This is a genomic window from Hymenobacter guriensis (assembly GCF_015773195.1).
Taxonomy (GTDB): Bacteria; Bacteroidota; Bacteroidia; order Cytophagales; family Hymenobacteraceae; genus Hymenobacter; species Hymenobacter guriensis.
This window is the reverse complement of sequence record NZ_JADWYK010000011.1, coordinates 140,229-163,075: the sequence shown is the minus strand read 5'-3', so window position 1 is coordinate 163,075 and position 22,847 is coordinate 140,229. Positions and strand designations below refer to the sequence as shown.

General features: G+C 62.0%; 23 protein-coding genes. 13 read left to right on the top strand and 10 right to left on the bottom strand.

All coding sequences use genetic code 11. The features are described 5' to 3' along the window. Together nrfD and I5L79_RS17130 are read right to left on the bottom strand one after the other, a co-directional pair. Positions 1 to 578: NrfD/PsrC family molybdoenzyme membrane anchor subunit (nrfD, locus tag I5L79_RS17135; protein WP_196956295.1), on the bottom strand; the 578-nt coding region annotated here is incomplete at its 3' end. Positions 579 to 914: 336 nt separating this feature from the next. Further along, positions 915 to 2,537 (bottom strand): Na+/H+ antiporter, encoded by a 1,623-nt coding sequence (locus I5L79_RS17130; RefSeq protein ID WP_196956294.1) that lies wholly within the window; start codon positions 2,535 to 2,537, stop codon positions 915 to 917. A 223-nt stretch (positions 2,538 to 2,760) separates the two neighbouring features. Here I5L79_RS17130 and I5L79_RS17125 point away from each other — a divergent pair, with 223 nt between their 5' ends. Genes I5L79_RS17125 through I5L79_RS17100 form a run of 6 tightly spaced genes read left to right on the top strand, consistent with a single transcriptional unit; the run spans position 2,761 to position 6,337 of the window. Continuing rightward, on the top strand, positions 2,761 to 4,092 hold the full coding sequence (locus tag I5L79_RS17125; RefSeq protein ID WP_196956293.1) for a hypothetical protein: 1,332 nt from the start codon (positions 2,761 to 2,763) through the stop codon (positions 4,090 to 4,092). A gap of 2 nt (positions 4,093 to 4,094) precedes the next feature. Next, entirely contained in the window at positions 4,095 to 5,096 is a 1,002-nt protein-coding gene (locus tag I5L79_RS17120) for an SPFH domain-containing protein (RefSeq protein WP_196956292.1), read from the top strand. A 12-nt stretch (positions 5,097 to 5,108) separates the two neighbouring features. Next, the gene (locus I5L79_RS17115; RefSeq protein ID WP_196956291.1) at positions 5,109 to 5,348 is read left to right on the top strand and encodes a hypothetical protein; all 240 of its coding nucleotides are present in this window, start codon (positions 5,109 to 5,111) and stop codon (positions 5,346 to 5,348) included. Between the two features lie 45 nt (positions 5,349 to 5,393). Then, positions 5,394 to 5,744 carry a hypothetical protein gene (locus tag I5L79_RS17110; RefSeq protein WP_196956290.1) on the top strand — a complete coding sequence of 117 codons (351 nt, stop codon included), beginning with the start codon at positions 5,394 to 5,396 and terminating at the stop codon, positions 5,742 to 5,744. Then, positions 5,738 to 6,103 (top strand): hypothetical protein, encoded by a 366-nt coding sequence (locus I5L79_RS17105; RefSeq protein WP_196956289.1) that lies wholly within the window; start codon positions 5,738 to 5,740, stop codon positions 6,101 to 6,103. The genes I5L79_RS17110 and I5L79_RS17105 overlap by 7 nt, the downstream gene beginning before the upstream one ends. A 3-nt stretch (positions 6,104 to 6,106) precedes the next feature. After that, positions 6,107 to 6,337, top strand: a complete 231-nt coding sequence (locus tag I5L79_RS17100; RefSeq protein WP_196956288.1) for an HNH endonuclease — start codon at positions 6,107 to 6,109, stop codon at positions 6,335 to 6,337. A gap of 66 nt (positions 6,338 to 6,403) precedes the next feature. Here the strand turns inward: I5L79_RS17100 and I5L79_RS17095 are convergent, their stop codons facing one another. The 6 genes from I5L79_RS17095 to thrA all read right to left on the bottom strand — a co-directional run bounded on the left by I5L79_RS17095 (position 6,404) and on the right by thrA (position 14,081). Next, entirely contained in the window at positions 6,404 to 7,675 is a 1,272-nt protein-coding gene (locus I5L79_RS17095; RefSeq protein ID WP_196956287.1) for a protoporphyrinogen/coproporphyrinogen oxidase, read from the bottom strand. A 36-nt stretch (positions 7,676 to 7,711) separates the two neighbouring features. Further along, entirely contained in the window at positions 7,712 to 8,386 is a 675-nt protein-coding gene (locus tag I5L79_RS17090; protein WP_196956286.1) for a phosphoribosylanthranilate isomerase, read from the bottom strand. A 33-nt stretch (positions 8,387 to 8,419) separates the two neighbouring features. Then, the gene (locus tag I5L79_RS17085) at positions 8,420 to 9,094 is read right to left on the bottom strand and encodes a c-type heme family protein (RefSeq protein ID WP_196956285.1); all 675 of its coding nucleotides are present in this window, start codon (positions 9,092 to 9,094) and stop codon (positions 8,420 to 8,422) included. Positions 9,095 to 9,163: 69 nt separating this feature from the next. Then, the gene (gene thrC, locus I5L79_RS17080) at positions 9,164 to 10,489 is read right to left on the bottom strand and encodes a threonine synthase (RefSeq protein ID WP_196956284.1); all 1,326 of its coding nucleotides are present in this window, start codon (positions 10,487 to 10,489) and stop codon (positions 9,164 to 9,166) included. A 65-nt stretch (positions 10,490 to 10,554) separates the two neighbouring features. Then, positions 10,555 to 11,517 carry a homoserine kinase gene (locus tag I5L79_RS17075; RefSeq protein WP_196956283.1) on the bottom strand — a complete coding sequence of 321 codons (963 nt, stop codon included), beginning with the start codon at positions 11,515 to 11,517 and terminating at the stop codon, positions 10,555 to 10,557. A 119-nt stretch (positions 11,518 to 11,636) separates the two neighbouring features. Continuing rightward, the gene (thrA, locus tag I5L79_RS17070; RefSeq protein WP_196956282.1) at positions 11,637 to 14,081 is read right to left on the bottom strand and encodes a bifunctional aspartate kinase/homoserine dehydrogenase I; all 2,445 of its coding nucleotides are present in this window, start codon (positions 14,079 to 14,081) and stop codon (positions 11,637 to 11,639) included. Between the two features lie 572 nt (positions 14,082 to 14,653). Here thrA and prfA point away from each other — a divergent pair. The 4 genes from prfA (at position 14,654) to I5L79_RS17050 (ending at position 18,497) form a co-directional block, all read left to right on the top strand. Next, positions 14,654 to 15,724, top strand: a complete 1,071-nt coding sequence (gene prfA / locus I5L79_RS17065) for a peptide chain release factor 1 (protein WP_196956281.1) — start codon at positions 14,654 to 14,656, stop codon at positions 15,722 to 15,724. Between the two features lie 141 nt (positions 15,725 to 15,865). After that, complete coding sequence (locus tag I5L79_RS17060) at positions 15,866 to 17,377, top strand: right-handed parallel beta-helix repeat-containing protein (RefSeq protein WP_196956280.1); 1,512 nt, start codon at positions 15,866 to 15,868, stop codon at positions 17,375 to 17,377. Positions 17,378 to 17,382: 5 nt separating this feature from the next. Further along, entirely contained in the window at positions 17,383 to 17,805 is a 423-nt protein-coding gene (locus tag I5L79_RS17055; protein ID WP_196956279.1) for a secondary thiamine-phosphate synthase enzyme YjbQ, read from the top strand. A 278-nt stretch (positions 17,806 to 18,083) separates the two neighbouring features. Continuing rightward, complete coding sequence (locus tag I5L79_RS17050) at positions 18,084 to 18,497, top strand: hypothetical protein (RefSeq protein WP_196956278.1); 414 nt, start codon at positions 18,084 to 18,086, stop codon at positions 18,495 to 18,497. A gap of 8 nt (positions 18,498 to 18,505) precedes the next feature. On the opposite strand, the gene I5L79_RS17045 is transcribed toward I5L79_RS17050, so the two are convergent. Both I5L79_RS17045 and gpmI read right to left on the bottom strand, forming a co-directional pair. Continuing rightward, positions 18,506 to 19,075, bottom strand: coding sequence for a hypothetical protein (locus I5L79_RS17045; RefSeq protein ID WP_196956277.1), 570 nt, complete (start codon positions 19,073 to 19,075; stop codon positions 18,506 to 18,508). Then, the gene (gene gpmI, locus I5L79_RS17040) at positions 19,068 to 20,615 is read right to left on the bottom strand and encodes a 2,3-bisphosphoglycerate-independent phosphoglycerate mutase (RefSeq protein ID WP_196956276.1); all 1,548 of its coding nucleotides are present in this window, start codon (positions 20,613 to 20,615) and stop codon (positions 19,068 to 19,070) included. Before gpmI ends, I5L79_RS17045 begins: the two co-directional genes overlap by 8 nt. A 139-nt stretch (positions 20,616 to 20,754) precedes the next feature. Between gpmI and I5L79_RS17035 the strand changes: the two genes are divergently transcribed. The 3 genes from I5L79_RS17035 to I5L79_RS17025 all read left to right on the top strand — a co-directional run bounded on the left by I5L79_RS17035 (position 20,755) and on the right by I5L79_RS17025 (position 22,812). Beyond that, positions 20,755 to 21,156: a DUF4783 domain-containing protein gene (locus I5L79_RS17035; RefSeq protein ID WP_196956275.1), complete on the top strand. Its 402-nt coding sequence runs from the start codon at positions 20,755 to 20,757 to the stop codon at positions 21,154 to 21,156. A gap of 73 nt (positions 21,157 to 21,229) precedes the next feature. Further along, complete coding sequence (gene nadC, locus I5L79_RS17030) at positions 21,230 to 22,090, top strand: carboxylating nicotinate-nucleotide diphosphorylase (protein ID WP_196956274.1); 861 nt, start codon at positions 21,230 to 21,232, stop codon at positions 22,088 to 22,090. A 101-nt stretch (positions 22,091 to 22,191) separates the two neighbouring features. After that, the gene (locus tag I5L79_RS17025) at positions 22,192 to 22,812 is read left to right on the top strand and encodes a hypothetical protein (RefSeq protein WP_196956273.1); all 621 of its coding nucleotides are present in this window, start codon (positions 22,192 to 22,194) and stop codon (positions 22,810 to 22,812) included. The last annotated feature ends 35 nt before the right edge of the window (positions 22,813 to 22,847 follow it).

Sequence of the window (22,847 nt, the reverse complement as noted above, 5' to 3'; positions counted from 1 at the left end):
TTGGCCCGGTCACGGATGGTGGCGAAGTCGGGCACCAGGCCCGTGTACCAGAACACCAGGGACACGGTGAAGTAGGTACTGATGGCAAACACGTCCCACAACAAGGGCGAGTTGAAGTTGGTCCAGAGCGAGCCAAAGGTATTCTGGAGTGGAAACACCCAAAACATGAGCCAGGGCCGGCCAAGGTGCAGCACCGGATACATGGCCGCGCAAATGACGGCGAAGATGGTCATAGCTTCGGCGGCGCGGTTGATGGAGGTGCGCCACTTCTGACGGAACAACAGCAGCACAGCCGAGATGAGCGTGCCGGCGTGGCCGATGCCCACCCACCACACGAAGTTGGTGATGTCCCAGGCCCAGCCTACCGTTTTGTTCAGCCCCCATTCTCCGATGCCGTACCACAAGGTGCGGTAGACCGAGTAGAAGAAGACGCCGAGCAGGAGTAGAGCGGCCGTGAGGGCTAGTGCCCAGCGGCGGTTGGGTTTGGCCTCCACGTGGCGGCTAACGTCCTCGGTAACGTCGTGGTAAGTTTTGCCTCCCGTAACCAAGGGCAGGCGAACGGGCGATACGTGCTGCATAACACAAGCGAATTGGTATGCCGCAAAGCACGTCCCCGCCCACCCTCAAATCCTTGATTGTACGCAAGGTTTACAACGCTTCCAAAGCCTTGGCTCTTTGGCGCATGTCTACCGAAGTGACTATAGAGTATGTACAGTAAATAAAAAGAACGTCATGCTGAGCGGAGTCGAAGCATCTCTACCGCTTCGGTAGGAGCCACTCAACGAAGCGGTAGAGATGCTTCGACTCCGCTCAGCATGACACTTACTTCTGCAACGTCAGCAAGCGAGATGCTTAGACACGCTCAGCATGACGTTCTGAGGCGTTAAAATCAATGCTTGTTCACTACCCACGCCTTAGTGGGGCATGTGGCTGATCTTGGCCTCGTCGAGGTCGAGCTGGGCCTCCTGGTGGCGCAGCATTTCCTCTTCAAATACATCCTCGGCCCGTAGCACAAACAGCTCCTCGCGCTGCACCTGCAGTACATCCAGCAGCACCTGATGGTAGCGCTGCAGGGCCTGACGCTTGTTTTCATCGTAGTCGAGGGCTTCGAGCAGGTTGCCGGTGCGCTGGGCCTCGGCCTGCATGCGCTGCTGGAGGGCGGCTATCATTTCGTTGGCCTGGATGTCGGAGGTGTAGTGCCGGGACAGGTGAGCCAGGGCCACGTGTCGCAGCCGCAGCCGGATGCCAGCTTCCTGCTCGTCGGTGGGCATGCGGTCCTCGATTTCGGCCACGCCCGTGAGGAGGATGATGGCCGGCAGCGTGAGGCCCTGAAACACGAGCGTAACCAGAATGACTACGAAGGTGATGAACAGAATGAGGTTGCGCTGCGGAAAGGCCTGCCCGTTGCTTAGCAGCAGAGGCACGGCCAGGGCCGAAGCCAGCGACACCACGCCCCGCATACCGGCCCACCCGATGATAATGGGCCCCTGCCAGCCGGGGCTGGTTTCCTTGGTGCGGATGCTGCGAAACAGCCAGCGCGGCACAAAGGCAGCCGGAAACATCCACACCAGCCGAATCAGGATAACGATGGCGCTGATGATAAGGCCGTAGCTGATGGCCTGCCCAAGCGAGTAGGAGCCCAGCCCGTGCACGGCCACTGGCAGCTCCAGGCCAATGAGAATAAACACCAGGCCGTTGAGGGCAAACCCCACGCTGGTCCACACGCTGTTGGCCTGGAGGCGGGTGTCGGCATCAAACACGCGGTGGGAGTGGTAAGAGAGCATCAGCCCCCCACTCACCACGGCCAGCACCCCCGAGAAGTGGAATTCCTCGGCCAGCAGGTACATCACATAAGGGGCAATAAAGGTGAGCACCGTGTTGATACTGGGCGTAGTGGGCAGGTACTTATGAATGAGGTAAAAGCCGTAACCCACCGCCAGCCCAATAGCCAAACCCAAGCCACTGGCCAGCAGAAACGAAGTAGCCGCCTGCTGCCACACAAACGTGCCCGACACCACGGCCGCCAGCGCAAAACGGAACACAATCAGGGAGCTGGCGTCGTTGATCAGGCTTTCCCCCTCCAGGATGCTGGTCACGCGGCGCGGCACCTTGATGCCCTTGAGTACGGAAGTGGCCGCCACGGCGTCGGGTGGGGAGATGATGCCGCCCAGCAGGAACCCCAGCGCCAGCGTGAAGCCCGGAATCATGGCCCGGCTCACGTAGGCCACGATGGTAGAAGTGAAGAACACCAGTCCGAACGCAAGCAAGGTAATGGGCCGCTTCCACCGCCAGAAATCTTTCCAGGAAGTGTCCCAGGCAGCCTGATAGAGCAGGGGCGGCAGGAAGATGAGGAAGATCAGGTCGGGGTTGATGGTGATGGGCGGCAGCCCCGGCACGAAGCTGAGCGCCAGCCCGGCCAGCACCAGAAAGATGGGGTAGGAGATGCGCAGCTTCTGGCTCAGCATCACGAGCAGCAGCATGGCAAACAGGAGGCCCAGGACCAGAAGTATTGTTTCGTGCAGCGTGGTGTCGTGCATGAGTAAAAAGTAGTTTTAGCTGCGGGCGGCCAGCGCCCGCAGCCGGAAGGTAGCGGCTCAACGGTAAAAACGCTATTCCGGGCAGCCCGGCGGCTTGCCTAGGCCCGGGGGTAGGCAATAGGCCACGTTTAGGCAACTTGCGCCGAAACCACCAACTACCCACTAATTTGCGGCGCGCTCCGCCGGTGGCTTCCTGCCGCCGGTCAGATTATCCGGGTACTATATGGCCAAAGCAATAAAAGCAATTGAGTGCCCCAAGTGCGGCAGCACGCAGAAGGCCTTGGTGAGCCCAGAGGTGTTCCGCTGCGAGAACTGCGGCACGGAATACTTTCTCGACAACGACGACATCAACATCAACTACACGGTACGGCAGGTAGCGCCGCCCGCCGGCCCGGCCCCAAAGCTGCGCGTGCTGGCCGGCGTGGTGGCAGTGGTGGCCTTGCTCCTGGTTTTCGGAGCCCGGCAGCTGTTCACCCGGGATGCGCCCCAGCCCGTGTTCGTAGCGTCCGTGCCGGCTGCGCCGGCCGAGGAAGAAAAGAGTAGCAAGTTCAGCTTCAGCAGCCGCGAAGCCCTGCTGTACCTCGCGCCCACGCAGAAGCCCGTGCTCTTCCAGGTGGGCACGCGTAGCTACGACGGCGAAACTCAGGATAGCAGCTACGCGGTGTTTGCCGATGCCACCACCGGGGCGGCGCTGAAAAGTGTGCCCGTGCCCATTCCGCCCAGCGCTTCTTCCCCCGATTTCGACCTCAAGCAGTTTTCGAACGGCGACCTGTACCTCATTGCCAACAAAACGGCCGTGTACCGCGTGGACAAAGCCGCTAACAGCCTGAAAGAGGTAACCAAGCCCCTGTTTCAGGGGCAGCCGAAGCTAACCAGCGGCATTGCCACCGTAGAAGCCGGCGACGACGACTACGGCGACTACTTCGCCCTGTTCACCAACGACGGGCGCAACCTGATGTACTTCCCGCTGATCCATCAAGTGTACACCCAGGATGATTTTTACGAGGCCCGGCACGGCTTCAGCACCCTGCAGCCCCGGGCCCCTACAAAAACAGCCTTCATCTTCAGCCGCAAAAGCACCACCTACCCCGAGGATAAAATTCAGCTGATCAAGTACCAGTACCGCGACAACGGCGGTGGGGCCCGGGACTTGCCCCGTTTTGAGTGGAGCGACGACTACGGCGGCTCGGGCATTTTCACCGACGCCGACCCGCACGTGAAGCGGCTCATCACGCCCTACGAGTTGAAAGAAGCCCGGGTGCTGTCCTACGCCGACTTCACCCCGGGCCGGCTGTACTTCGACCCCAGCCTGCTGTACGCCGATGCCGACTACGTGCTGATTTCATTTAAGCCCACGGCCTCGCCCACCATTCCAGTCTCCGTCCAATGCCTGGATGCCCGCACCGGCGCTATCCGCTTCACCCAGCCCTTGGCCGCGTCCGACAGCCCCGACCGGGCCATCCGCTATGCGCAGGGGTTTGCGCTGCAGGACGGCCACCAGACGTATACCCTTAGCCTGATTGGGCAACTCCAGAAACACTCTGAACTTCCGTAGCTATGGCCTTTCGCTTTTTCCGCAACCAGCTGGCCTCTGTCATCGAGTGGGCCAACCCGCAGCCGGGCGTGCTGCTGACGAAGTTTCCCTCCGAGCACGACGAGCTCAAGAACGCCAGCAAGCTCATCATCGGGCCAGGCCAGGGGGCTTTGCTGGTCTACGAGGGCCGCGTGGCCGATGCGCTGACCACGGAGGGTATCTACAACCTCGAAACGGAAAACACGCCCTTCATCACCACGCTTACCAAGCTGCGCACGGGCTTCGAGAGCGAGCATAAGGTGAAGGTCTACTTCTTCCGGCAGGCCGAAAACGTGAACCAGGGCTGGGGCACCGCCATGCCCATCAAGTACGTGGATCCGGTGTACCAGCTGCCCGTGGAGCTGGGCGCCAACGGCAGCTTTTCCTTTCGCCTCGACGATGGGCAGCGGTTCTTCGCCGAAATAGCCGGCCAGCAGGACCTCTACACCGTGCAGCAGGCCCGGGCGCTGCTGCAAAGCCGTATTCCGTCAGTGCTGGCTACCGTGCTGGCCTCGGCGCAGTTTTCCTATCAACAGATTGACGCGCACCTCGGTCCGCTCTCGGCTCAGCTCCAGGAGCTGCTGACGCCCGAGTTTGCCCGCCTCGGCTGCGCGCTGACAGACTTTCGTATCAACGGCACCGTCTTCGACAAGGCCACCCAGCAGCGCATTGGCCGCATTTCCGACGTGTCGGCCGATGCCCAGGCGGCAGCAGCCGGGGGACTCAATTACGCCGAGCTGGAAAAGCTAAAAGCCCTGCGCGACGCGGCCCGCAACGAAAGCGGCCTGGCTGGCGCGGGCCTGCAGCTGGGCGCGGGGGCCGAACTGGGCCGGGTTTTCGCCACCGAAAAGCAGGAAGCCACCAGCACCCCCACCAGCGCCGACCCGGTGCAGCAACTGCAGAAGCTCAAGCTCCTGCTCAACGAGGGCATCATCACCCAAGAGGAATTTGACACCAAAAAGAAAGGCTGGCTCGACCAGCTCTAACCCAACTGCCATATGAAAAAGCTACTGGGCGCGGCCATCGGGCTGCTTTGCCTGACTTTGGCCGCCCTCGGCGTGTTGCGCATCTGGGGTGTTTCGGTGGTCAGTTCCTCTACGCTGCTCCGTAGCGGCCTCACGCTAGGTATTCTGGCCGCAACGCTCTTGGTGCTGGTCGTCATTCGATTTGCCTTCTTCTCGAACCCCGCTGCAGGCTACGATGCGCAACGGGGCAACCGCGCCCACCCTAAGCAGTAGCCGAGTGCCGGCAAGAGTAGTTCAGCACGTACCTTGGGCCCTGCCATGACCGACTTGCCCCACTACCTCGCGCGTTTTCGCAAGCTCAAAACCAGCAGGCTGAGCGGGGAGGAAGCACCCTATAAGCCAGCGTTGCTGCTGGCCGTGCTGGAAGGTATCGAAGAAGGCACTATCCAGGACAACCAGATCATCATCACGCCGGCACTGTTGGCCGCTTTCCAAAGCAATTGCCGCGACTTGAGCGTGTCGGGGCGGTTTTGGGCCAACAACTTTGCGCTGCGGTTTTACCACCTCACCGGCGAGAAGTTCTGGCACCTGCACACCCACTTCGGCCAGCCCCTGGTGCTCACGGCTTCCGGCTCTCCGCGCAGCCTGGGCCACTGTGCCAAGTGGTAGCCTACGCTGCCCTCGATGAAGCCCTCTGGCTACTGCTCCAGGAAGCAGCTGCCCGTCAGTTATTTCGCGAAGCCCTGCTGGACCGCTACTTTCCGCAAACCCGCTTCCGTTACCGCCCCACGGCCGGCGCGGATACCCTGCACAGCTTGGGCCGCCAGATGCTGGAAGAGCCCGCCGTCGTGTATCAAACCCATATCAACCTTGCCGATGAAGTAGAAACGGCCGTACGCAGTGCCGTTTTCAAGCGCGAAGTGCTACGGGTGTACAACTACACCTGCGCCATTTCCGGCCTGCAGCTCATCAGCACCGGCACCAGCGCCGTAGCACCTTTGCTCGATGCCTGCCACATCGTGCCCTGAGCCTTGAGCCACGACGATACCATCGGCAACGGCCTGGCTCTCACGCCCACCCTGCACCGCGCCTTCGACCGCCACATCCTCCGTATCGACCACGATTACCGCGTGCGGGTCGCCTCGTCCTTCCGGGAGCTGGGCGGCGCCGGGCACGGCCTGCGGCAGTTTGAGGGCGCGAAGCTGCGGCTGCCGGAGCGGCCGGAGTGGTGGACCCGGTGGGAGGGGTTTGCGGCCCGATAAAGAAGACGCCAGCAGGTGCCGCCTTTGGGGCCTAAGCAGTTAAAGCCAGTAGACCATTCAGTGGTATTAATTCGCCAACAGCTGCTCCGCCACCTCCCGGCCGGTTTGCATGGCCGCATTCAGGGAGGGGTAGGCGGTGTAGTCGCCACAGCGGTAGAGGTGGTCAGTAAGGCACAGGGGCTGGTGAGCGGGTTGGCCGGCCGGGTACGCGGGCAGGGCCTGTGGCAGCGTGTAGGAGCGCAGGTGCTGCCAGCTATTCGCTTCGGCGCCAAACCAGGCGGCCAGCTCCTGACGCAGCTTTGCCGTGAGGGCCGCCTCTCTCAGCCCATGCTCCCCGTGGGTGCTTACTGATACTAGCCGTTGGCCCGCCGGCGCATAGTCGGCACTTACTTCGGCGGGGAAGGCTACGTTATGCGCTAGGGCATCGGGGGCAGCGTTGAGGCGCAACAGCCGGTCGTGGCGGGAGGGCAAAGCGGCGGGAGCGGCAAAATAAGTACAGGTGGTCTGGTTCCAGCCGGCTTCGGCGGCGGGCTGTCCGGGTAACAGCTTGCGGGCGGCTTCCCCATCCACGGCCACTACCACGGCAGCAGCCTCCAGTGTCTGGTCGGTCCAGAGGCGCACGGTGGTGCCATCAATAGCCTCTACGGGCGTGTTCAGGCGCACGGTGCCGGCGGGCAGGCGGGCGGCTAGCTGCTCCGGTATCTGCTGCATCCCCAAGGCCGGCACTACGGCTTCGCCCTCGGCAAACTGCTGGAACACGAACTCAAAGAAGTTGGCCGCCGTGCTCAGGCCGCGGTCCAGGAATACGCCTCCGAAAAAGGGGCGGAAGAAGTTGGTAATCATCTGCTCACTCCAGCCATAGTGGTGCAGGAAGCGCAGCGTATCGGTGGCGTTGAGGTCGGGCCGGTTCAGCAGCTCCTGCGGGGTATGCTGGGCCACGTGCCGGGCCAAACTCACCACCCGCAGCTTATCGGGCAGCGTACCCACCGCCGAGGCCAGGGCCGTAAGTGCCGCCGTGGGCTGGCGCAAAGGATTCAGCAGGGTAGTCTGTTCGCCATTGGGCAGGCGAATAATGGCACCCTGCCGAAAGGGCTTCAGGTTCAGGGCGCCATAATCCATCAGGCGCTGCACTTCGGGGTAGCGCGTGAGCAGCACCTGAAAGCCCCGGTCGAGGCGGAATCCCTCGGGCGTTACGTCGGTGCGCACGCGGCCCCCCACGGCATCGGCGGCCTCCAGCACCAGCACGGGTCGGCCGGCGCGGTGCAGATAGTTGGCACAAGTAAGGCCTGCCATGCCGGCGCCAATAATGATGATGGGTTTTTCGGAAGTAGCAGTCATACCTGCCCAAACTGAGAAAGCCGGCGGAAGGTTGGGCTACCCTTCAAACGACCGCACGGCTTGTACAAAGCGGCGGAGCTTGACGGGGTCGAGGTGGCCGTTGGTGCGGATGCCGCTGCACACGTCTACGGCGAAGGGGCGCACGGCCGCCAGCGCGTCCTGCACGTTGTCGGGGGTAAGGCCACCGGCCAGGAACACCGGCATGTTTAGTCCGTCGCGGATGCGGCGACTAATGGCCCAGTTGTGGGTGCGGCCGGTGCCGCCCAGCTCTTTCACGGCCAAGCCGGGGTTGCCACTGTCCAGCAGAATGGCATTCACGTGCGGGGCCACGCGGTGTGCTTCCTCCTCGGCCCGCTCGTCCACCACATGAATCACCTGCACCAGCTGAATGCCGGGCAGGGCCGTGCGCAGATCCTGGTAGGAGCCCGTGCTGAGGCGGTCTACAATCTGCAGCGTGGATGTGCCTGTGCGACACTGGTGCGCAATGATGGCCGAGGTATCGGTTTCACTGGTGAGCAAAAAAGAGCCTACGGCCGGGGGCGTGAGCTGGGCCAGCCGCCGCACCTGGTCGTCGGGCAGCACGCCGGGCCCCGAGGGCATGCGCGCCACCAGTCCTAGCGCGTCGGCTCCGGCGGCAACGGCCAGCGCCAGCTCCTGCGGGGTGCTGATGCAGCAGATCTTGATGCGCGGGTGGTAGGTGGGAAGGGCCATGCGGGCGTTGGTACGTAAAGGAAAAACGGGCGTCTAAAACAGCTTGCGCCGCTTCATGATTTTGCGGGTTTTCATGGTGTAGAACTCCGCCACGCCCGCCCGCTTCAGCTGTACCTGCCAGGCCCCCATCACTTGGCCCAGGCGGTAGCCGGTAGCCTGATCCTGGGGGTATTGCTTCTGAATAAGCGCGTAGTCAGCCGCGGCCACGTCCTTGCCCACCTCGCCGTGGCAGCGCAGGCACTGGGCGTCACGGAGCACGATGGGCCGCTGGTAGAAAAACACTTCTATGGAAGGCCGCCGCACGGTGCGCAGGGTGTCGGGCGTGAGTTCGGCGGCGGCCAGCTTGGCTTGGTGCGCGGGGTTGCGGGGCTTAGCGGTTACCCGCCGGGGCACGGCCTCCAGCACCCGCGCCAGCGAATCGACGGAAGCATAGGTTTCGGGCTGGCAGTAAGGGAGGGCTGCTGCTACCCCACCTTCCTGCAGCTTTTGCGCGAGTACGCAGTTCAGCTCCCGGTCGGCGTAGCCCGTAAGGGAGTCGCCGGCCCAGCGGGTGGCATGCAACAGGTCTTTGGGAAGAATGCGCTTCACCTGCCAGTTTTCGGCTTCCACGGCCAACTCCTTAGTGTTACGCAGGTGCTCAATCTGGTCGGGCCGGCAGCCGCTCAGCACGCCGCCGGCTACCACCAGAAAGCAGAATAAGAAACGCATAGGCAAAGACACTAGATCAGGCCGGAAATACTGCCCCCGGCCCGCTCCCAAAGATAGGGGTAGATCCTGTCAGGCCGTCACCGGGTTTTCCTGGAGCTGGCCCGTTAGATACTCTCGCAGTTCCTCGTAGGCGGGCTCCAGCACCACACTGCGCTTGGGCTGTTGCATAAGGGTTTGCAGTTCTGAGGGCACGGCCACTTCCCGGCCCGTAGCAGCCTCCACCACGTTGGGGAACTTCACGGGGTGGGCCGTTTCCAGGAATACCCCTGCCGCCTCGGGGTTGCGGGCCAGGTAATGCTCCAGGGCGAAGTAGGCTACGGCTCCGTGGGGGTCGAGCACGTAGCCCGTCTGCTGATGCACGCGCCGGATGGTGGCTGAGGTTTCGGCGTCCGACACCGAGTAGCCGCTGAGCTTTTCCCGAATGCTGGGGTATTCATTGCCGAACAGCTCCAGAATACGGCCGAAGTTGCTGGGGTCGCCCACGTCCATGGCGTTGGAGAGGGTGGCTACGGCCGGCTGGGCCGCGTACCGGCCCGAAGTAAGGTAGGCGGGCACTACGGCATTGGCGTTGCAGGCCGCCACAAAGCGCGCTACCGGCAGCCCCGAAACGTGGGCCAGCAAGCCGGCGCAGAGGTTGCCGAAGTTGCCGCTGGGCACGGCCACCACCGGGGGCTTGCCGGTCTGGGCCAGGGCCTGGGCCACGCCGTAGCAGTAGTACACCTGCTGAGGCAGCCACCGCGCCACATTGATGGAATTGGCCGAGGTAAAGCGCCGCTGCTGCATGAGCTCCTGGTCACGGAAGGCCTGCTTGACCAGGCGCTGGCAGTCGTCGAAGTTGCCGCGCACTTCCAGGGCGGTTACGTTCTGGCCGAGGGCCGTGAGCTGCTGCTCCTGCACCGGGCTCACCCGCCCCGACGGATACAGAATAACCACTTCCACGCCCGGCACGCCCAGAAAGCCGCTGGCCACGGCCCCACCCGTGTCGCCGGAGGTAGCTACCAGCACCGTTACGGGTCGGGTCTCACTGCGGGAGAAGTAGCCCAGGCAGCGGCTCATGAAGCGTGCCCCCACGTCCTTAAACGCCAGCGTAGGCCCATGAAACAGCTCCAGGGCACTGATGCCGTTGGCTACGGGCACCAGCGGAAACGGAAAATTCACCGTTTCGGCGCAGATGCGGCGCAGCTCCGCCTCGGGAATAGCCTCGCCCACGTAGGGCGCCAGCACGGTATAGGCCACCTCGGCCGGCTCCAGGTGCGGGAGCTGCTCCACAAAGCCCGCCGGAAACTGCGGAATGATTTCGGGGAAATACAGGCCGCCATCCGGGGCCTGCCCAGCGATGGTAGCGGTCCGGAAGTCCACGGTTTCAGACTGACGGTTGAGGCTGTAGTAGCGCATACTGGTTGAGGTTAGTCGGGTTTGGTATGGATGATTAGGCTGAGCGGGGCGCAAAGCGGCAGGCGTTAGGCAGTTTCCACGATCTGGCAGCCCAGCGGGTTGATGGTGGTCAGGTAGATATGATGTTCCAGGCCCAGGCGCTGGTAGGTATCGCGCATCACGGTTTCCACGGCGCGGGCGGTGGCTTCATCCTGGCTGAGCATGAATAAGGAAGGCCCCGAGCCGGAAATGCCCCCGCCTAGGGCCCCCACGGCGCGGCTGCCGTCTTTCACTTCCCGGAAGCCCGGTATGAGGATGCTGCGCACGGGCTCCACAATCACGTCTTCGAGGGAGCGGCCGATGAGGGCGTAGTCGTGCTTGAGCAGGCCGGCCACCAGCCCGCCCACGTTGCCCCACTGCCGGATGGCGTCCTGCAAACTCACCTGCCGCTTGAGAATCTGGCGGGCGTCGGAGGTCTTCACCTCAATCTGCGGGTGCACCACGGTCACGAACAGCGGCGGGGCGTCGAGCGGTACCACATCGGGCGTGGGCGTGGTGGCCCGGATCAGCGTCACGCCCCCGTAAATGCCCGGCGCAATGTTGTCGGCGTGGCGCACGCCGGAGGCCACTTCTTCCCCGAACATGGCAAACTCCACCAGCTGCGGCTTACTGAAGCGGTTGCCCAACAGCTGGTTCAGGCCCACCACTGCCCCAGCCGCGCTGGCGGCGCTGCTGCCAATGCCGCTGCCCGGCCGGATGGCCTTACGGATGCGCACTTCCACGCCCGGCACCTCCGGTACGGCCCGCAGCATAGCCAAGAGCGCGGCCCCCGCTACATTGCGGGTGGGCTCGGTGGGCAAGCCAAAGTCGTCTTCGTTGATGATGACCACGCCGGGTTGCTCCAGGAGGCGCAGGTGCATCACGTCGTTGGGGGCGGCCAGGGAAAACCCCAGCACATCGAACCCGCACACCATGTTGGCCACGGTGGCAGGAGCATGCACGGTGACAGCTAATTCTGAATTATGAATGCTGAATTCTGAATTGGGCATGGACGGGGAAAGTCAGCGCGGGTGGGAATAGGTGTTGAGGGCATGGGCGTGAGCGGCGGCTGCCAAGCTAGAATTACGCGTCTCCACTCAATTCTTAATTCAAGATTCATAATTCAGAATTAGCTCTGCACGGCCCGCAGAACGTCGGCAAACACGCCCGAGGCTGTGACTTCGGCGCCGGCCCCGGCCCCTTTGATGACGAGCGGCTGCTCCACGTAGCGGTTGGTGTAGAACAGCACGGCGTTGTCCTTGCCCTGGAGCGAGTATAAATCGTGGCTGGGCGCTACTGCCTGGAGGCCCACGCGGGCTTGCCCATCGGCAAAGCTCGCCACGAAGCGCAGCTTTTTGCCTTCGGCCGCCGCGGCGTCGTACAGGCCCCGGAAGTGAGGCTCGTGCACGGCCAGCTGCTTGTAGAAGGCGGGTACGTCGCCTTCCAGGCAGGAGGCCGGCAGAAAGGATTCATTTGCCACGTCGCTCATTTCGAGCGGGTGGCCGGCTTCGCGGGCCAGAATCAGGATTTTGCGGGCCACATCTACGCCAGTCAGGTCGAGGCGCGGGTCGGGCTCGGTGTAGCCTTCGTCCTGGGCCTGGCGCACTACTTCCGCGAAGGGCCGGGTGCCGTCGTAGTTGTTGAACACGAAGTTGAGCGTGCCCGACAGCACGGCCTGCATGCGCTGCACCTCGTCGCCGCTGCGCAGCAGGTCATTCAGCGTGCCAATAATGGGCAGGCCCGCACCCACGTTGGTTTCAAACAGGAAATGGGTGTTGAACTCCTGAGCCAGGGACTTCAGGCGGGCGTAGCTTTCGTATTCCGACGAAGCGGCCACCTTGTTGCAGGCTACCACGGCCACACTTTTGGCCAGTAGCCCGGCGTACACCTGGGCCACGTCGGCGCTGGCTGTCACGTCCACAAACACGGTGTTGCGCAGGTTCAGGGCCAGTAGCTGCTCGGTAAGCGTCGCCAGATTCAGCGGCTGCCCGGCTTCCAGCGCCGCCTGCCAGTTGCTGAGGTCGATGCCTTCTTCGTCGAGCACAAACTGCTTACTGGTCGCCAGGCCTACTACGCGCAGGTTAAGGCGCAGCTTTTCGCGCAGCCAGTTTTGCTGGCGGCTGAGCTGCTCCAGCAGCTTACGGCCCACGTTGCCCACGCCCGTTACCACCACGTTCACCTGGCGCGTGGTAGCCTCAAAAAAGGTTTCGTGCAGCACGTTGATGGCCTTGCGCACGTCCTGCTGGCGGATGACGGTGGAAATATTCTTCTCCGAGGAGCCCTGGGCAATGGCCCGGATGTTCACCCCGTTCTGGCCCAGGGCCCCAAACATGCGCCCACTGATGCCGGGGTGGTTTTTCATCTGCTCGCCCACCAGCGCTACAATGGCCAGGTCGTCCTCCCGGTCGAGCGGGTCGAGGCGGCCGGCCAGAATTTCCGGGGCAAATTCCTCGTTGGCCGCCTGCTGGGCGCGGGCCGCCTCGGGCGCACTCACGGCCACGCAGATAGAGTGCTCGGAGGAGCTTTGGGTGATGAGAATGACGTTGACTTCCTCCCGGGCCAGGGCCGCAAACAGCCGCCGCGAAAACCCCGGAATGCCTACCATGCCGCTGCCTTCGAGCCGCAGCAAGGCCACCGGCCCAATGCTGGACAGACCCCGCACAAAGGCGTGGTTGGCCGGCGAGGCCACTTCCACCAGTGTGCCTTCGTCTTCGGGCGCAAAGGTGTTCTTGATCCAGAGCGGAATGCCCGAGCGCATCACCGGCTGAATGGTGGGCGGATACAGCACCTTGGCCCCGAAGTGCGAGAGTTCCATGGCCTCCTGATAGGAGATGCGCGGGATGGGCCGGGCGGCGCGCACCAGGCGCGGGTCGGCCGTCATCATGCCACTCACATCGGTCCAGATTTCCAGCTGCGCGGCGTCCAGCGCCCCGGCGAAAATGGCGGCGGTGTAGTCGGAGCCGCCGCGGCCGAGCGTGGTGGTGCTGCCATCCGGGGCTGAGGCCACGAAGCCGGGCGCTACGTACAGCGGCGCGCCGGCTTCCTCCACGGCCGCCTGAATGCGGGCGTTGGTAGCGGCAGAGTCCACGGCGGCGTGCCCGTACTTGGCGTCGGTGCAAATAAGCTGGCGGCTGTCGAGCCACTGGTGGGCCGCGCCCCGCGCCGCCAGGCCCGCCGCCACTATCTTCGAGGAGAGCAGCTCCCCGTAGCTCACCAGCTTGTCGAGGCTGCGGTTGGACAGCTCACCCAGGGCAAAAATTCCGTCGCAGATGCTTTCGAGCTCGTTGCAGTGGGTCTTGACGGCGCTGAGCACGGCGCTCTGGCCCGTAAGCGGCAGCAGCTCGCGCACCACAGCCAGATGGCGCTGCTCCAGCTCCTGCAGCTGCTCGCGGTAGCTGGCATCGGCCGCGGCGGCGCGGCGGCCGGCCCCAATCAGGGCGTCCGTCACGCCGCCCAGCGCCGATACCACTACTACCGTAGGTTGCTGCCGGGCAGCGGCCTCGGCGAGGTCCAGCACCCGCCCGATGTTTGCGGCCGTCGCCACCGACGAGCCCCCGAATTTCAAAACCTGCATAGCCTCTGGCTTCATAATGGACAAGAAAAAACCCGCTTCGCGGCGGCAGCTCCTGGGGCGGGGCTTACCGGCGAGGCGGGCGGCGAATCAAGGGTGAAAGAGGATTCCGCGGCCCGCTAGCGGGTTGTAATCACGGTTGTCCCGGTGCCAATCGTGAAGATTGGCCGTGCGTGGAAGAAAGCCTGAATAGCACAAGGCGGGGCCATGAATGCGGGGTTGATGGCCGCAAAGTAGAAACGTTTTCTACATCGCAAAGGCTTTCGTATAAAATTATCTACGATTTCTACCGCCTGGTTTCTGGCGTCAATTAGCGGCCTGAGGCGGTTGTTGCCTGCACAGCTTTTTTGGTTTTTTAGCTGATAATCAGCTATTCGGCAAATTAACCGGGTTCGTCCGCCCGGAACAACTCCGCAGCCCGGATTACTATGGCTAGAAGACTTCCACTGATTTATTTAGATGGCAAGGTCCATATTGGGCAACGGGCAGCGGCTTAGCGCTCAGGTGTTTTCGGGGTATATATCGTCGGCGGCGTTTGCGTACCTTTGCACTCCCAATACATTTTCAGAAGAGAGATGCTAGATAAACTGGAGGCCATTCAACGGCGCTTTGAGGACGTGAGTGAGCAGCTCACCCAGCCCGACGCCATGAGCGACATGAAGCGCTTCAAGGCCCTCAATAAAGAATACAAGGACCTGGGCAAAATCGTGACCGAATACAAGGCCTACCAGAATGTGCTGGCCAACATCGACAACGCTAAGGAGGTCATTGCCACGGAAAAAGACGAGGACTTCCGCCAGATGGCCAAGGATGAGCTGGAGACGCTCTACCCCGAGCAGGAACGTCTCGAAACGGTTATCAAAGAGCTGCTGATTCCCAAGGACCCCAACGACAGCAAGGACGTTATCATGGAAATCCGGGCCGGGGCCGGGGGCGACGAGGCCGCCATCTTCGCCGGCGACCTGCAGCGTATGTACATGCGCTACGCCGAGCGCAATGGCCTGAAAATGGACTTGATTGACGCCACCGAGGGCACCAGCGGGGGCTACAAGGAAATTATCCTGGCCGTGAAGGGCGAGGACGTATACGGCAAGCTCAAGTTTGAATCGGGCGTACACCGCGTGCAGCGCGTACCCGCCACCGAAACCCAGGGCCGTATCCACACTTCGGTAGCCTCTATCGTGGTGATGCCGGAAGCCGAGGAGCTGGACGTGCAAATCGACATGAACGACGTGCGCAAGGACCTGTTTATGTCGTCGGGCCCCGGCGGGCAGTCGGTAAACACTACCTACTCGGCCGTGCGCCTCACCCACTTGCCCACCGGCCTGGTGGCCCAGTGCCAGGACCAGAAGTCCCAACTCAAAAACTTCGACAAGGCCCTGCAGGTACTTCGCTCGCGCATCTATGAGATTGAGCTGGCGAAAAAGAACGAAGCCGAAGGCGCCCAGCGCAAGAGCATGATTGGCGGCGGCGACCGGTCGGACAAAATCCGCACCTACAACTACCCCCAGGGCCGCGTGACGGACCACCGCATTGGCTTCACGGTATACAACCTGGCCAGCGTGATGGAAGGCAACATCGACGAGTTTGTGGAGCAGTTGCGTCTGGCCGAAAGCGCCGAGCGTCTGCAGGAAGGCGTAGGGTAGTCGCACTAACTGTTAGCTTCACCACGTTTGTCATGCTGAGCGGAGTCGAAGCATCTCTACCGCTTCGTTTGAATTGTTCAACGAAGCGGTAGAGATGCTTCGACTCCGCTCAGCATGACGCTTTTTATACGATTGTCTGCTATGCGCTTTCTCCTGCCTCTTCTCCTGATTCTCTCGGCGGCGGCCACGTTGCTGCCCGGCTGTGAGCCCAAGGAAGACCTGCTGACCACGGACCGCAACGCCCGGCTGGAGTTTTCGACGGATACGGTGCTGTTCGACACGGTTTTCACGCAGGTAGGCACGGCATCGAAGCGGCTGTGGGTGTACAACCGCAACGCCCGGGCCGTGCGGGTGGAGCAGCTGCGGCTGGCCGGCAAAGCGCCCGGCACCTACTCGCTCATCATCAACGGCGACGACCAGCCCACGGCCGATGGCCTGGAAATCCGGGGTAAGGACAGCGTGCAGATCCTGGTGAAAGCCGTGTTGGGCCAGGTAGCCAAGGATAAGCCCTTTCTGGTGGAAGACGAGCTGCAGTTCCGCACCAACGGTAACGAGCAGCGGGTGAAGCTGGTGGCCTACGGGCAGAACGCCTACTTCCACGCCGAGGAAACCCTGAAGTGCGACGAAGTGTGGCGCAACGACAAGCCCCACGTCATCTTCGGCTACGCGCTGGTAGAAAAGGACTGCCGCCTGACCATCGAAGCCGGTACGCGCATCTACAGCCACGCCGGCGCGGCCCTGGTGGTACGCGGGCAGCTGCGCATTAACCCCGATTTACAGCCCTCGACCGAAATGAAGCCCGACGACCCGCGCTTCGTACGCTTCCAGGCCGACCGCCTGGAGCCGTTCTACAACGATATTCCGGGCCAGTGGGCCGGCATTCAGCTCGACGCCAGCAGCCACGACAACGTGGTGCGCTACGCCGAAATCAAAAATGCTGCCTTCGGGCTGGTGGTCCTGAACCTCGACAACGCGGCGCCGCGCCCGGCGGTGCTGGTCGAAAACAGTATCATCAAAAATATTTCGGCGGCGGCTTTGCAGTTTGGCAGCACCACGGCGCCATTTGGGGGCGGCATCCTCAGCTTTTCCGGCGACGTGACGGTGAATAACTCCCTGTTTACCAACTGCGGGGAGTTTGCGGTAGCGGGCTTCCAGGGCGGGCGCTACGTGCTTAACTATTGCACCGTGGCCAACTATACGCCTCAGTTCAACCGCCGGGAAACATCCTCGCTCACGTTTTCCGATGAGTTGCCCGTGAAGGCGCCGCCGCGCCGCGTAAGCCCCGAGGTAACGGTCCGCAACAGCATTATTTGGGGCTCTTTCGCGGATGAGCTGTACTTCGAAAACGCCGAGCGGTACCTGGACAATATCAGCGTCACAACCAACCTGCTGCGCACCAAGGAGTACACCGCAACGGCCAGCAGCGCCACCAAGCCCGGCTTCAACAACGGCGGCAACGTACTTAATCAGGACCCCAAGTTCAAAAAAACGTACCTGAACAGCACCACTGACAAGTTCGATTTCCGCCTCGACACGCTTTCCCCGGCCAGCAACAAGGCCGTGCCGCTGCCCGGCTTGGAATACGACCTGCTGCACGTGCTGCGCGACCAGGCCACTCCGGACATGGGGGCCTACGAGCGGAAAAACCCGTAAGCCCGATGGTATTCATTCAGAAACGTCTACGCCTGCCGGCCGTACGCCGGGGTTTTCATCTGATTACCGATCTGCTGGTAGCCGAGCTGCCCGAGCTGGAGCAGCTGCAAGTGGGCACCGCGCACTTTTTCATCCAGCACACTTCCGCCAGCCTGAGCATCAACGAAAACGCCGACCCCACCGTGCGCCACGACTTCGAGACGTTTTTCAACCGCGTGGTGCCCGAAAACGCGCCCTACTTCCGGCATACCCAGGAAGGCCCCGATGATATGCCGGCCCACCTCAAAGCCAGCTTGCTGGGCCACGCCGTGAGTGTGCCCATCAGCCGGGGCGAGCTGGCCCTGGGCACCTGGCAGGGCATTTACCTGGGGGAGCACCGTAACCACGGCGGCCGCCGCTGGGTGGTGGCTACCTTGATGGGCGAGTAGTTCGGAAATAGTGCTTTTCATAGCCTTAGCGTGGCTAAATGCTTTGTTTCCGGTGGGCCACTTGCTATGATTTTGCGTATAGAGGCAACCACCTGCTGGTTCGCCCCATGCTTGCCTCTCTGCTTTCGTCTGCTAAAGCTGCTTTCAGCACTGCCTTCTATGCGGCGTTGCTGTTGAGTGCGTGTAGCTCAGCCCCGGCTGAGGCAGAGACAGGCAAGGAAGTTGCCCACAATCCAACTGCAGTCCGCCGGGCTGTTTCTCCTGCTACCCCAGCTACTTTGCCTACCCGCACGTTGCGCATCACCAACGATACGTTGGCTGGTGACCCGTTCGGCCAAGAGCTAACGGTAGAGCAGCTGGTAGAAGCCGGGGCCCGCGTAGCCGCCCGCAAGCCTTTCCAGAACCGCCATGTGCCCGGGCAAACCGATACCATTGTAGTGCTGCGTCACCAGGGAAACGTATTTGAGTTTTACCGCACGCCGGAGAAAGACCTGCTGCAGGATGCCAGCGTCACCAACTTCCAGCCCGCCTACGGTCAGCGCCTGAAACGTCGCCTGCAAAAGGCTCACCGCGCCAGCCGCCAATCCATTGATAAAGTCCGAATCGGGGATACGGAACGGGCCAACTACGTATCGGTGACCTTCCAGCAGGGCTGCCTGAGCGCCGTGCATGTAGAACCCTACGTTGATTAACCCAAAACCTACTGCACCCGGCTGCTCACAGCGTATCGTACCGAGTCGAATAGCACCAGTTTCTGCACCCCATTTACCCGATAGCTGGCCACCTGGCCATTCTGACAGCGGAGTTCTACCGTTTTACTTGAGTATACGAGTGGGTTGTCCTGGGTAATGACGGCTTCCACGGCTACCACCTGCGGGCCGCTGGTCAACACGGTGAGCTGACGTACCGGATGCTCAATGCCCGGCCGTCGCTGATAACGGCGGCGCAACAGGCCGTTTTCCACGGTAGAATCAACGGTATACGCACCGCGCAACGCCGGTTTGGTGATGTCGGCCTGCTGGAAGATCTGTAGTTCCTTGTTCCAGTCAAGCTGACGAACCAGGGTGGTTTCCTGGCCGCCCGTGCGCAGGCGAACCTGCTTGGTAACGCCGGGCTGCCGCTGGTTAAGCTGCTTGGCCTGATCTTCCAGAAACGCGTTCAGCGCAAAGTAGCGGGAGCGGGGCGCGGGCTGGCCGCGGCGTGCAGTTTCGGTATCGGAACTGCACGCCGCGGCCAGCCACGCCAGGCCCAGCAGCCAGGCCTTACGCATTCGTGGAAGTCTGGGGTTGGAGCAGGCTTACGCCACTCATTTCCTCCGGCTGTGGCAGGCCCATCAGCTGCAATACCGTGGGGGCGATGTCGCCGAGCTTGCCATTGTTCAGCGCGCCACGGTAGTCGTTGTCGGCCAGGATGCAGGGTACTAGGTTGGTGGTGTGGGCCGTGTTGGGTGTGCCGTCGGGGTTCACCATCATGTCGGCGTTGCCGTGGTCGGCAATGATGATGCAGGCGTAGTTGCTGGCCAGGGCGGCCTCAATTACGTCTTGGGTGCAGGTGTCCACGGTTTCCACGGCCTTCACGGCAGCCTCAAATACACCGGTGTGGCCTACCATGTCGGGGTTGGCGAAGTTCAGCACAATGAAGTCGGCCGATCTGGCCTGCAGCTCCGGCACCAGGGCGTCGCGCAGCTCGTAGGCACTCATTTCGGGCTGCAGGTCATAGGTGGCTACTTTGGGCGAGGCACGCATGATGCGGGTTTCGCCGGCAAACTCTACCTCACGGCCACCCGAGAAGAAAAACGTGACGTGCGGGTACTTTTCCGTCTCGGCCATGCGAATCTGCTTTTTGCCATTGGCGGCCAGCACTTCGCCCAACGTCTGGTCGAGGTTGTCCTTCTCGAAAATCGGCGTGACGCCCACAAACGTGGCGTCGTAGTTCGTCATGGTGAGGTAGTGCAGGTTCAGCCGGTGCATGTTGAAGGCGTGAAAATCCTGCTGGGTGAGGGCCTGCGTGATTTCGCGGCCCCGGTCGGTGCGGAAGTTAAAGCACAGCACCACGTCGCCTTCCTGAATGGTAGCCAGCGGCAGCCCGTCGGCGCCCACTTTCACGATGGGCTTCAGGAATTCGTCGGTCAGGCCCGCCTTGTAGGAGTCGAGCATGCTCTGGATCAGGTTCTGGGAAGGCGTGCCTTTGCCGTTCACCAACAGGTCATAGGCCTCTTTTACCCGCTCCCAGCGGTTGTCGCGGTCCATGGCGTAGTAGCGGCCCACAATGGACGCAATTTTGCCACTGGCCCCGCGCTGCAGGTGCTGCTCCAGGTCGTTTACGTAGCTCACGCCGCCCTTGGGGTCGGTGTCGCGGCCGTCGGTAAAGGCGTGGATAAAGACATTGTGCACGTCGGCGTCGTGGGCCAAGGTGCAGAGAGCTTTCAGGTGCTCGATGTGGGAGTGTACGCCCCCATCCGACAGCAGCCCGATGTAGTGCACATTTTTACCGTTGGCACGAGCGTAGTCGAAGGCTTTGGTGAGAGCCGGCATCGAGCCCAACTTCCGCTCCCGGATGGCTTTGTTGATGCGCACCAGGTCCTGGTACACCACGCGACCGGCCCCAATGTTCATGTGGCCCACCTCGGAGTTGCCCATCTGCCCATCCGGCAGGCCTACGGCCTCGCCCGAGGCCTGGAGCTTGCTGTGCGGAAACCGCTGAAACAACGAATCAACGTACGGCGTGCGTGCTTTTGCAATGGCCGAAACTTCCGGGTTAGTGCCCAGGCCCCACCCGTCCAGAATTACCAACAGTACCTGTTTATTCATGGTGCAAAGATAGCGGGGACGTGCTGAACCGCCGGGATTTTGTTAGTATTGTCTGTGAAGAAGAATGCCGGGTATTATTTGCTTCCTTCTAGGGGGTTGGCATAATTTTGGCCTACGGCCGGGCATTCCACTGTTAGATATGAAAACTTCCTTTTTCCGTACGCTATTGCTGGTTGGTCTGTTGCTGGCCGCCGTGGTAGGCGCCCAGGCCCAGGGCGACGCCTTCGGGGCCGTACGCGGAGCCATCCGCAGCGGTTCCTCGCGCGGCGTAGCGCAGCACTTCGGCTCCAGCGTAGAGCTGGGCTTCGATGGCGACAAGCAAAGCTATAGCGCCACCCAGGCCGAGTTCGTACTCAAAGACTTCTTCGCCAAGAACGCGCCGACCAGCTTCGAGTTCATTCATCAGGGTTCCTCGGAGGGCGGCATTCAGTACGCCATCGGCAAATATGTGGGGAAAAGCGGCACCTACCGGGTGTTTATCAAGATAAAACCCGCCCAGGGCAAGCAGCTGATTGATACCATTGACTTCACGAAAGAATAAAAAAGCGCTGTCGGCTTTTTAGTTGCGCAGGCCCCGATGCAAGTCGGGGCCTTTTCTTTTCTATTTTTGCACCGTGCAAACCGCCTCCTACCTCACCCCCGAAGCCCTGACCACGTTTATCCGCACTGCCCTGGCCGAAGACGTCGGCGACGGCGACCATTCGTCGCGGGCGGCTATTCCGGCTACGGCGCGCAACCGGGCGCATCTGCTGGTAAAAGGCGAAGGTGTGCTGGCCGGCGTAGAGCTGGCCCAGCTCATCTTCGCGGAAGTAGACCCGGAGCTGCAGGTGGAAGTGCGCCTGAACGATGGAGCCCGCGTGCAGCACGGCGACGTCGCCTTTGTGGTAGAAGGGCCGGCGCGCAGCATTCTTACGGCCGAGCGGCTGGTGCTCAACTGCATGCAGCGCATGAGCGGCATTGCCACCTACACGGCAAACCTGCAGCAAAAGTTGGCCGGCACCCGTGCCCGCCTGCTCGATACCCGCAAAACCACGCCCAACTTCCGCCTGTGCGAGAAGTGGGCCGTGCTCATCGGGGGCGGCACCAACCACCGCTACGGCCTCTTCGACATGATTATGCTCAAGGACAACCACGTGGACTACGCGGGCGGTATCCGGCAGGCCATTGAAGCCACGCACGCTTACCTGCGCGAGTTGGGCCGCCAGCTGCCCATAGAGGTAGAAACCCGTACGCTGGCTGAGGTGCAGCAGGCTCTGGAAGTTGGCGGTATCGACCGGATTATGCTCGACAACATGAGTCCCGCCCAGATGCAGGAAGCCGTGGCTTTGGTGGCCGACCGGTTTCCGCTCGAAGCCAGCGGCGGCATCACCGAGCAAACCATTGCCGAGGTAGCCGCCACCGGCGTCGACTACATTTCCGTGGGCGCCCTCACGCACTCGGCCGATAGCCTGGACATGAGTTTGAAAGCGTTTTAGTTTAATGTGCTAATGTGGTTTAATGTGGGAAATGTGTCAAATCATTTATCACTCATTTCCCACATTAAACCACATTCAGCACATTTTTCATATTACCTCTAATGCAACAACCCAATCAACGCGGATTCCGGCAGGCGCAGGGCCCTTCGCCGCTTGCCATCCGCACCAAGAAAAATCAGCTCAGCTCCGAAACCTACGTGCGCATGGCCCTCACGGAGGTGTGGAAGCGCGAGTGGTGGTACGCCCTGATTCCGCTCGTGGTCCTGCTGCTGCCCGCCATCTTCGTGTTTTCGTGGTGGTGGGTGGCGGCGGCCGTACTCGTGACGGTGCTGTTTGTGGTGCTGCGCTCGGCCCAGGTGCAGGCCTTGGCTCAGCACGAGCAAAGCAAAGCCCTGTTTGAGCGCGTCAACTTCGAAATCGACCAGCGCCACGTGCTCATGAAGCTCAATGACAAGCAGGGCATGAACATTCCCTGGGAAATGATTGACCGCGTGCACTATAAGGACGGCGCCTACCAGCTCTACCTGAAAACACCTGAAAACGCGGAAATGCCCACCGGCTGGCGCGGCTGGGTGGCCCGCACGTTCCAGGTGCCCATGTTCCTTTACCTACCCACGCGCATCTTCAACTCGCCCAACGACCTGAAGCTGTTTGAATCGATGCTGCGCCGCAAAAACCTGCTGCCGGCCGAAGTGAAGGCCACTCCCGCCGCCGCTGCCTAAGTGCTAAGCAGCCGGTTAGCCAGCCAACAGCCAGA

Excerpts from the sequence above, each read along its gene's own strand:
- I5L79_RS17060 (WP_196956280.1), top strand. The coding sequence starts at position 15,866 with ATGCGCTTTCTCCTGCCTCTTCTCCTGATTCTCTCGGCGGCGGCCACG.
- thrA (WP_196956282.1), bottom strand. The coding sequence starts at position 14,081 with ATGCAGGTTTTGAAATTCGGGGGCTCGTCGGTGGCGACGGCCGCAAAC.
- I5L79_RS17045 (WP_196956277.1), bottom strand. The coding sequence starts at position 19,075 with ATGCGTAAGGCCTGGCTGCTGGGCCTGGCGTGGCTGGCCGCGGCGTGC.
- I5L79_RS17090 (WP_196956286.1), bottom strand. The coding sequence starts at position 8,386 with ATGGCCCTTCCCACCTACCACCCGCGCATCAAGATCTGCTGCATCAGC.
- I5L79_RS17025 (WP_196956273.1), top strand. The coding sequence starts at position 22,192 with ATGCAACAACCCAATCAACGCGGATTCCGGCAGGCGCAGGGCCCTTCG.
- I5L79_RS17110 (WP_196956290.1), top strand. The coding sequence starts at position 5,394 with ATGACCGACTTGCCCCACTACCTCGCGCGTTTTCGCAAGCTCAAAACC.
- I5L79_RS17075 (WP_196956283.1), bottom strand. The coding sequence starts at position 11,517 with ATGCCCAATTCAGAATTCAGCATTCATAATTCAGAATTAGCTGTCACC.
- I5L79_RS17130 (WP_196956294.1), bottom strand. The coding sequence starts at position 2,537 with ATGCACGACACCACGCTGCACGAAACAATACTTCTGGTCCTGGGCCTC.
- I5L79_RS17115 (WP_196956291.1), top strand. The coding sequence starts at position 5,109 with ATGAAAAAGCTACTGGGCGCGGCCATCGGGCTGCTTTGCCTGACTTTG.
- I5L79_RS17120 (WP_196956292.1), top strand. The coding sequence starts at position 4,095 with ATGGCCTTTCGCTTTTTCCGCAACCAGCTGGCCTCTGTCATCGAGTGG.
- I5L79_RS17035 (WP_196956275.1), top strand. The coding sequence starts at position 20,755 with ATGAAAACTTCCTTTTTCCGTACGCTATTGCTGGTTGGTCTGTTGCTG.
- gpmI (WP_196956276.1), bottom strand. The coding sequence starts at position 20,615 with ATGAATAAACAGGTACTGTTGGTAATTCTGGACGGGTGGGGCCTGGGC.
- thrC (WP_196956284.1), bottom strand. The coding sequence starts at position 10,489 with ATGCGCTACTACAGCCTCAACCGTCAGTCTGAAACCGTGGACTTCCGG.
- I5L79_RS17085 (WP_196956285.1), bottom strand. The coding sequence starts at position 9,094 with ATGCGTTTCTTATTCTGCTTTCTGGTGGTAGCCGGCGGCGTGCTGAGC.
- I5L79_RS17095 (WP_196956287.1), bottom strand. The coding sequence starts at position 7,675 with ATGACTGCTACTTCCGAAAAACCCATCATCATTATTGGCGCCGGCATG.
- I5L79_RS17055 (WP_196956279.1), top strand. The coding sequence starts at position 17,383 with ATGGTATTCATTCAGAAACGTCTACGCCTGCCGGCCGTACGCCGGGGT.
- I5L79_RS17125 (WP_196956293.1), top strand. The coding sequence starts at position 2,761 with ATGGCCAAAGCAATAAAAGCAATTGAGTGCCCCAAGTGCGGCAGCACG.
- prfA (WP_196956281.1), top strand. The coding sequence starts at position 14,654 with ATGCTAGATAAACTGGAGGCCATTCAACGGCGCTTTGAGGACGTGAGT.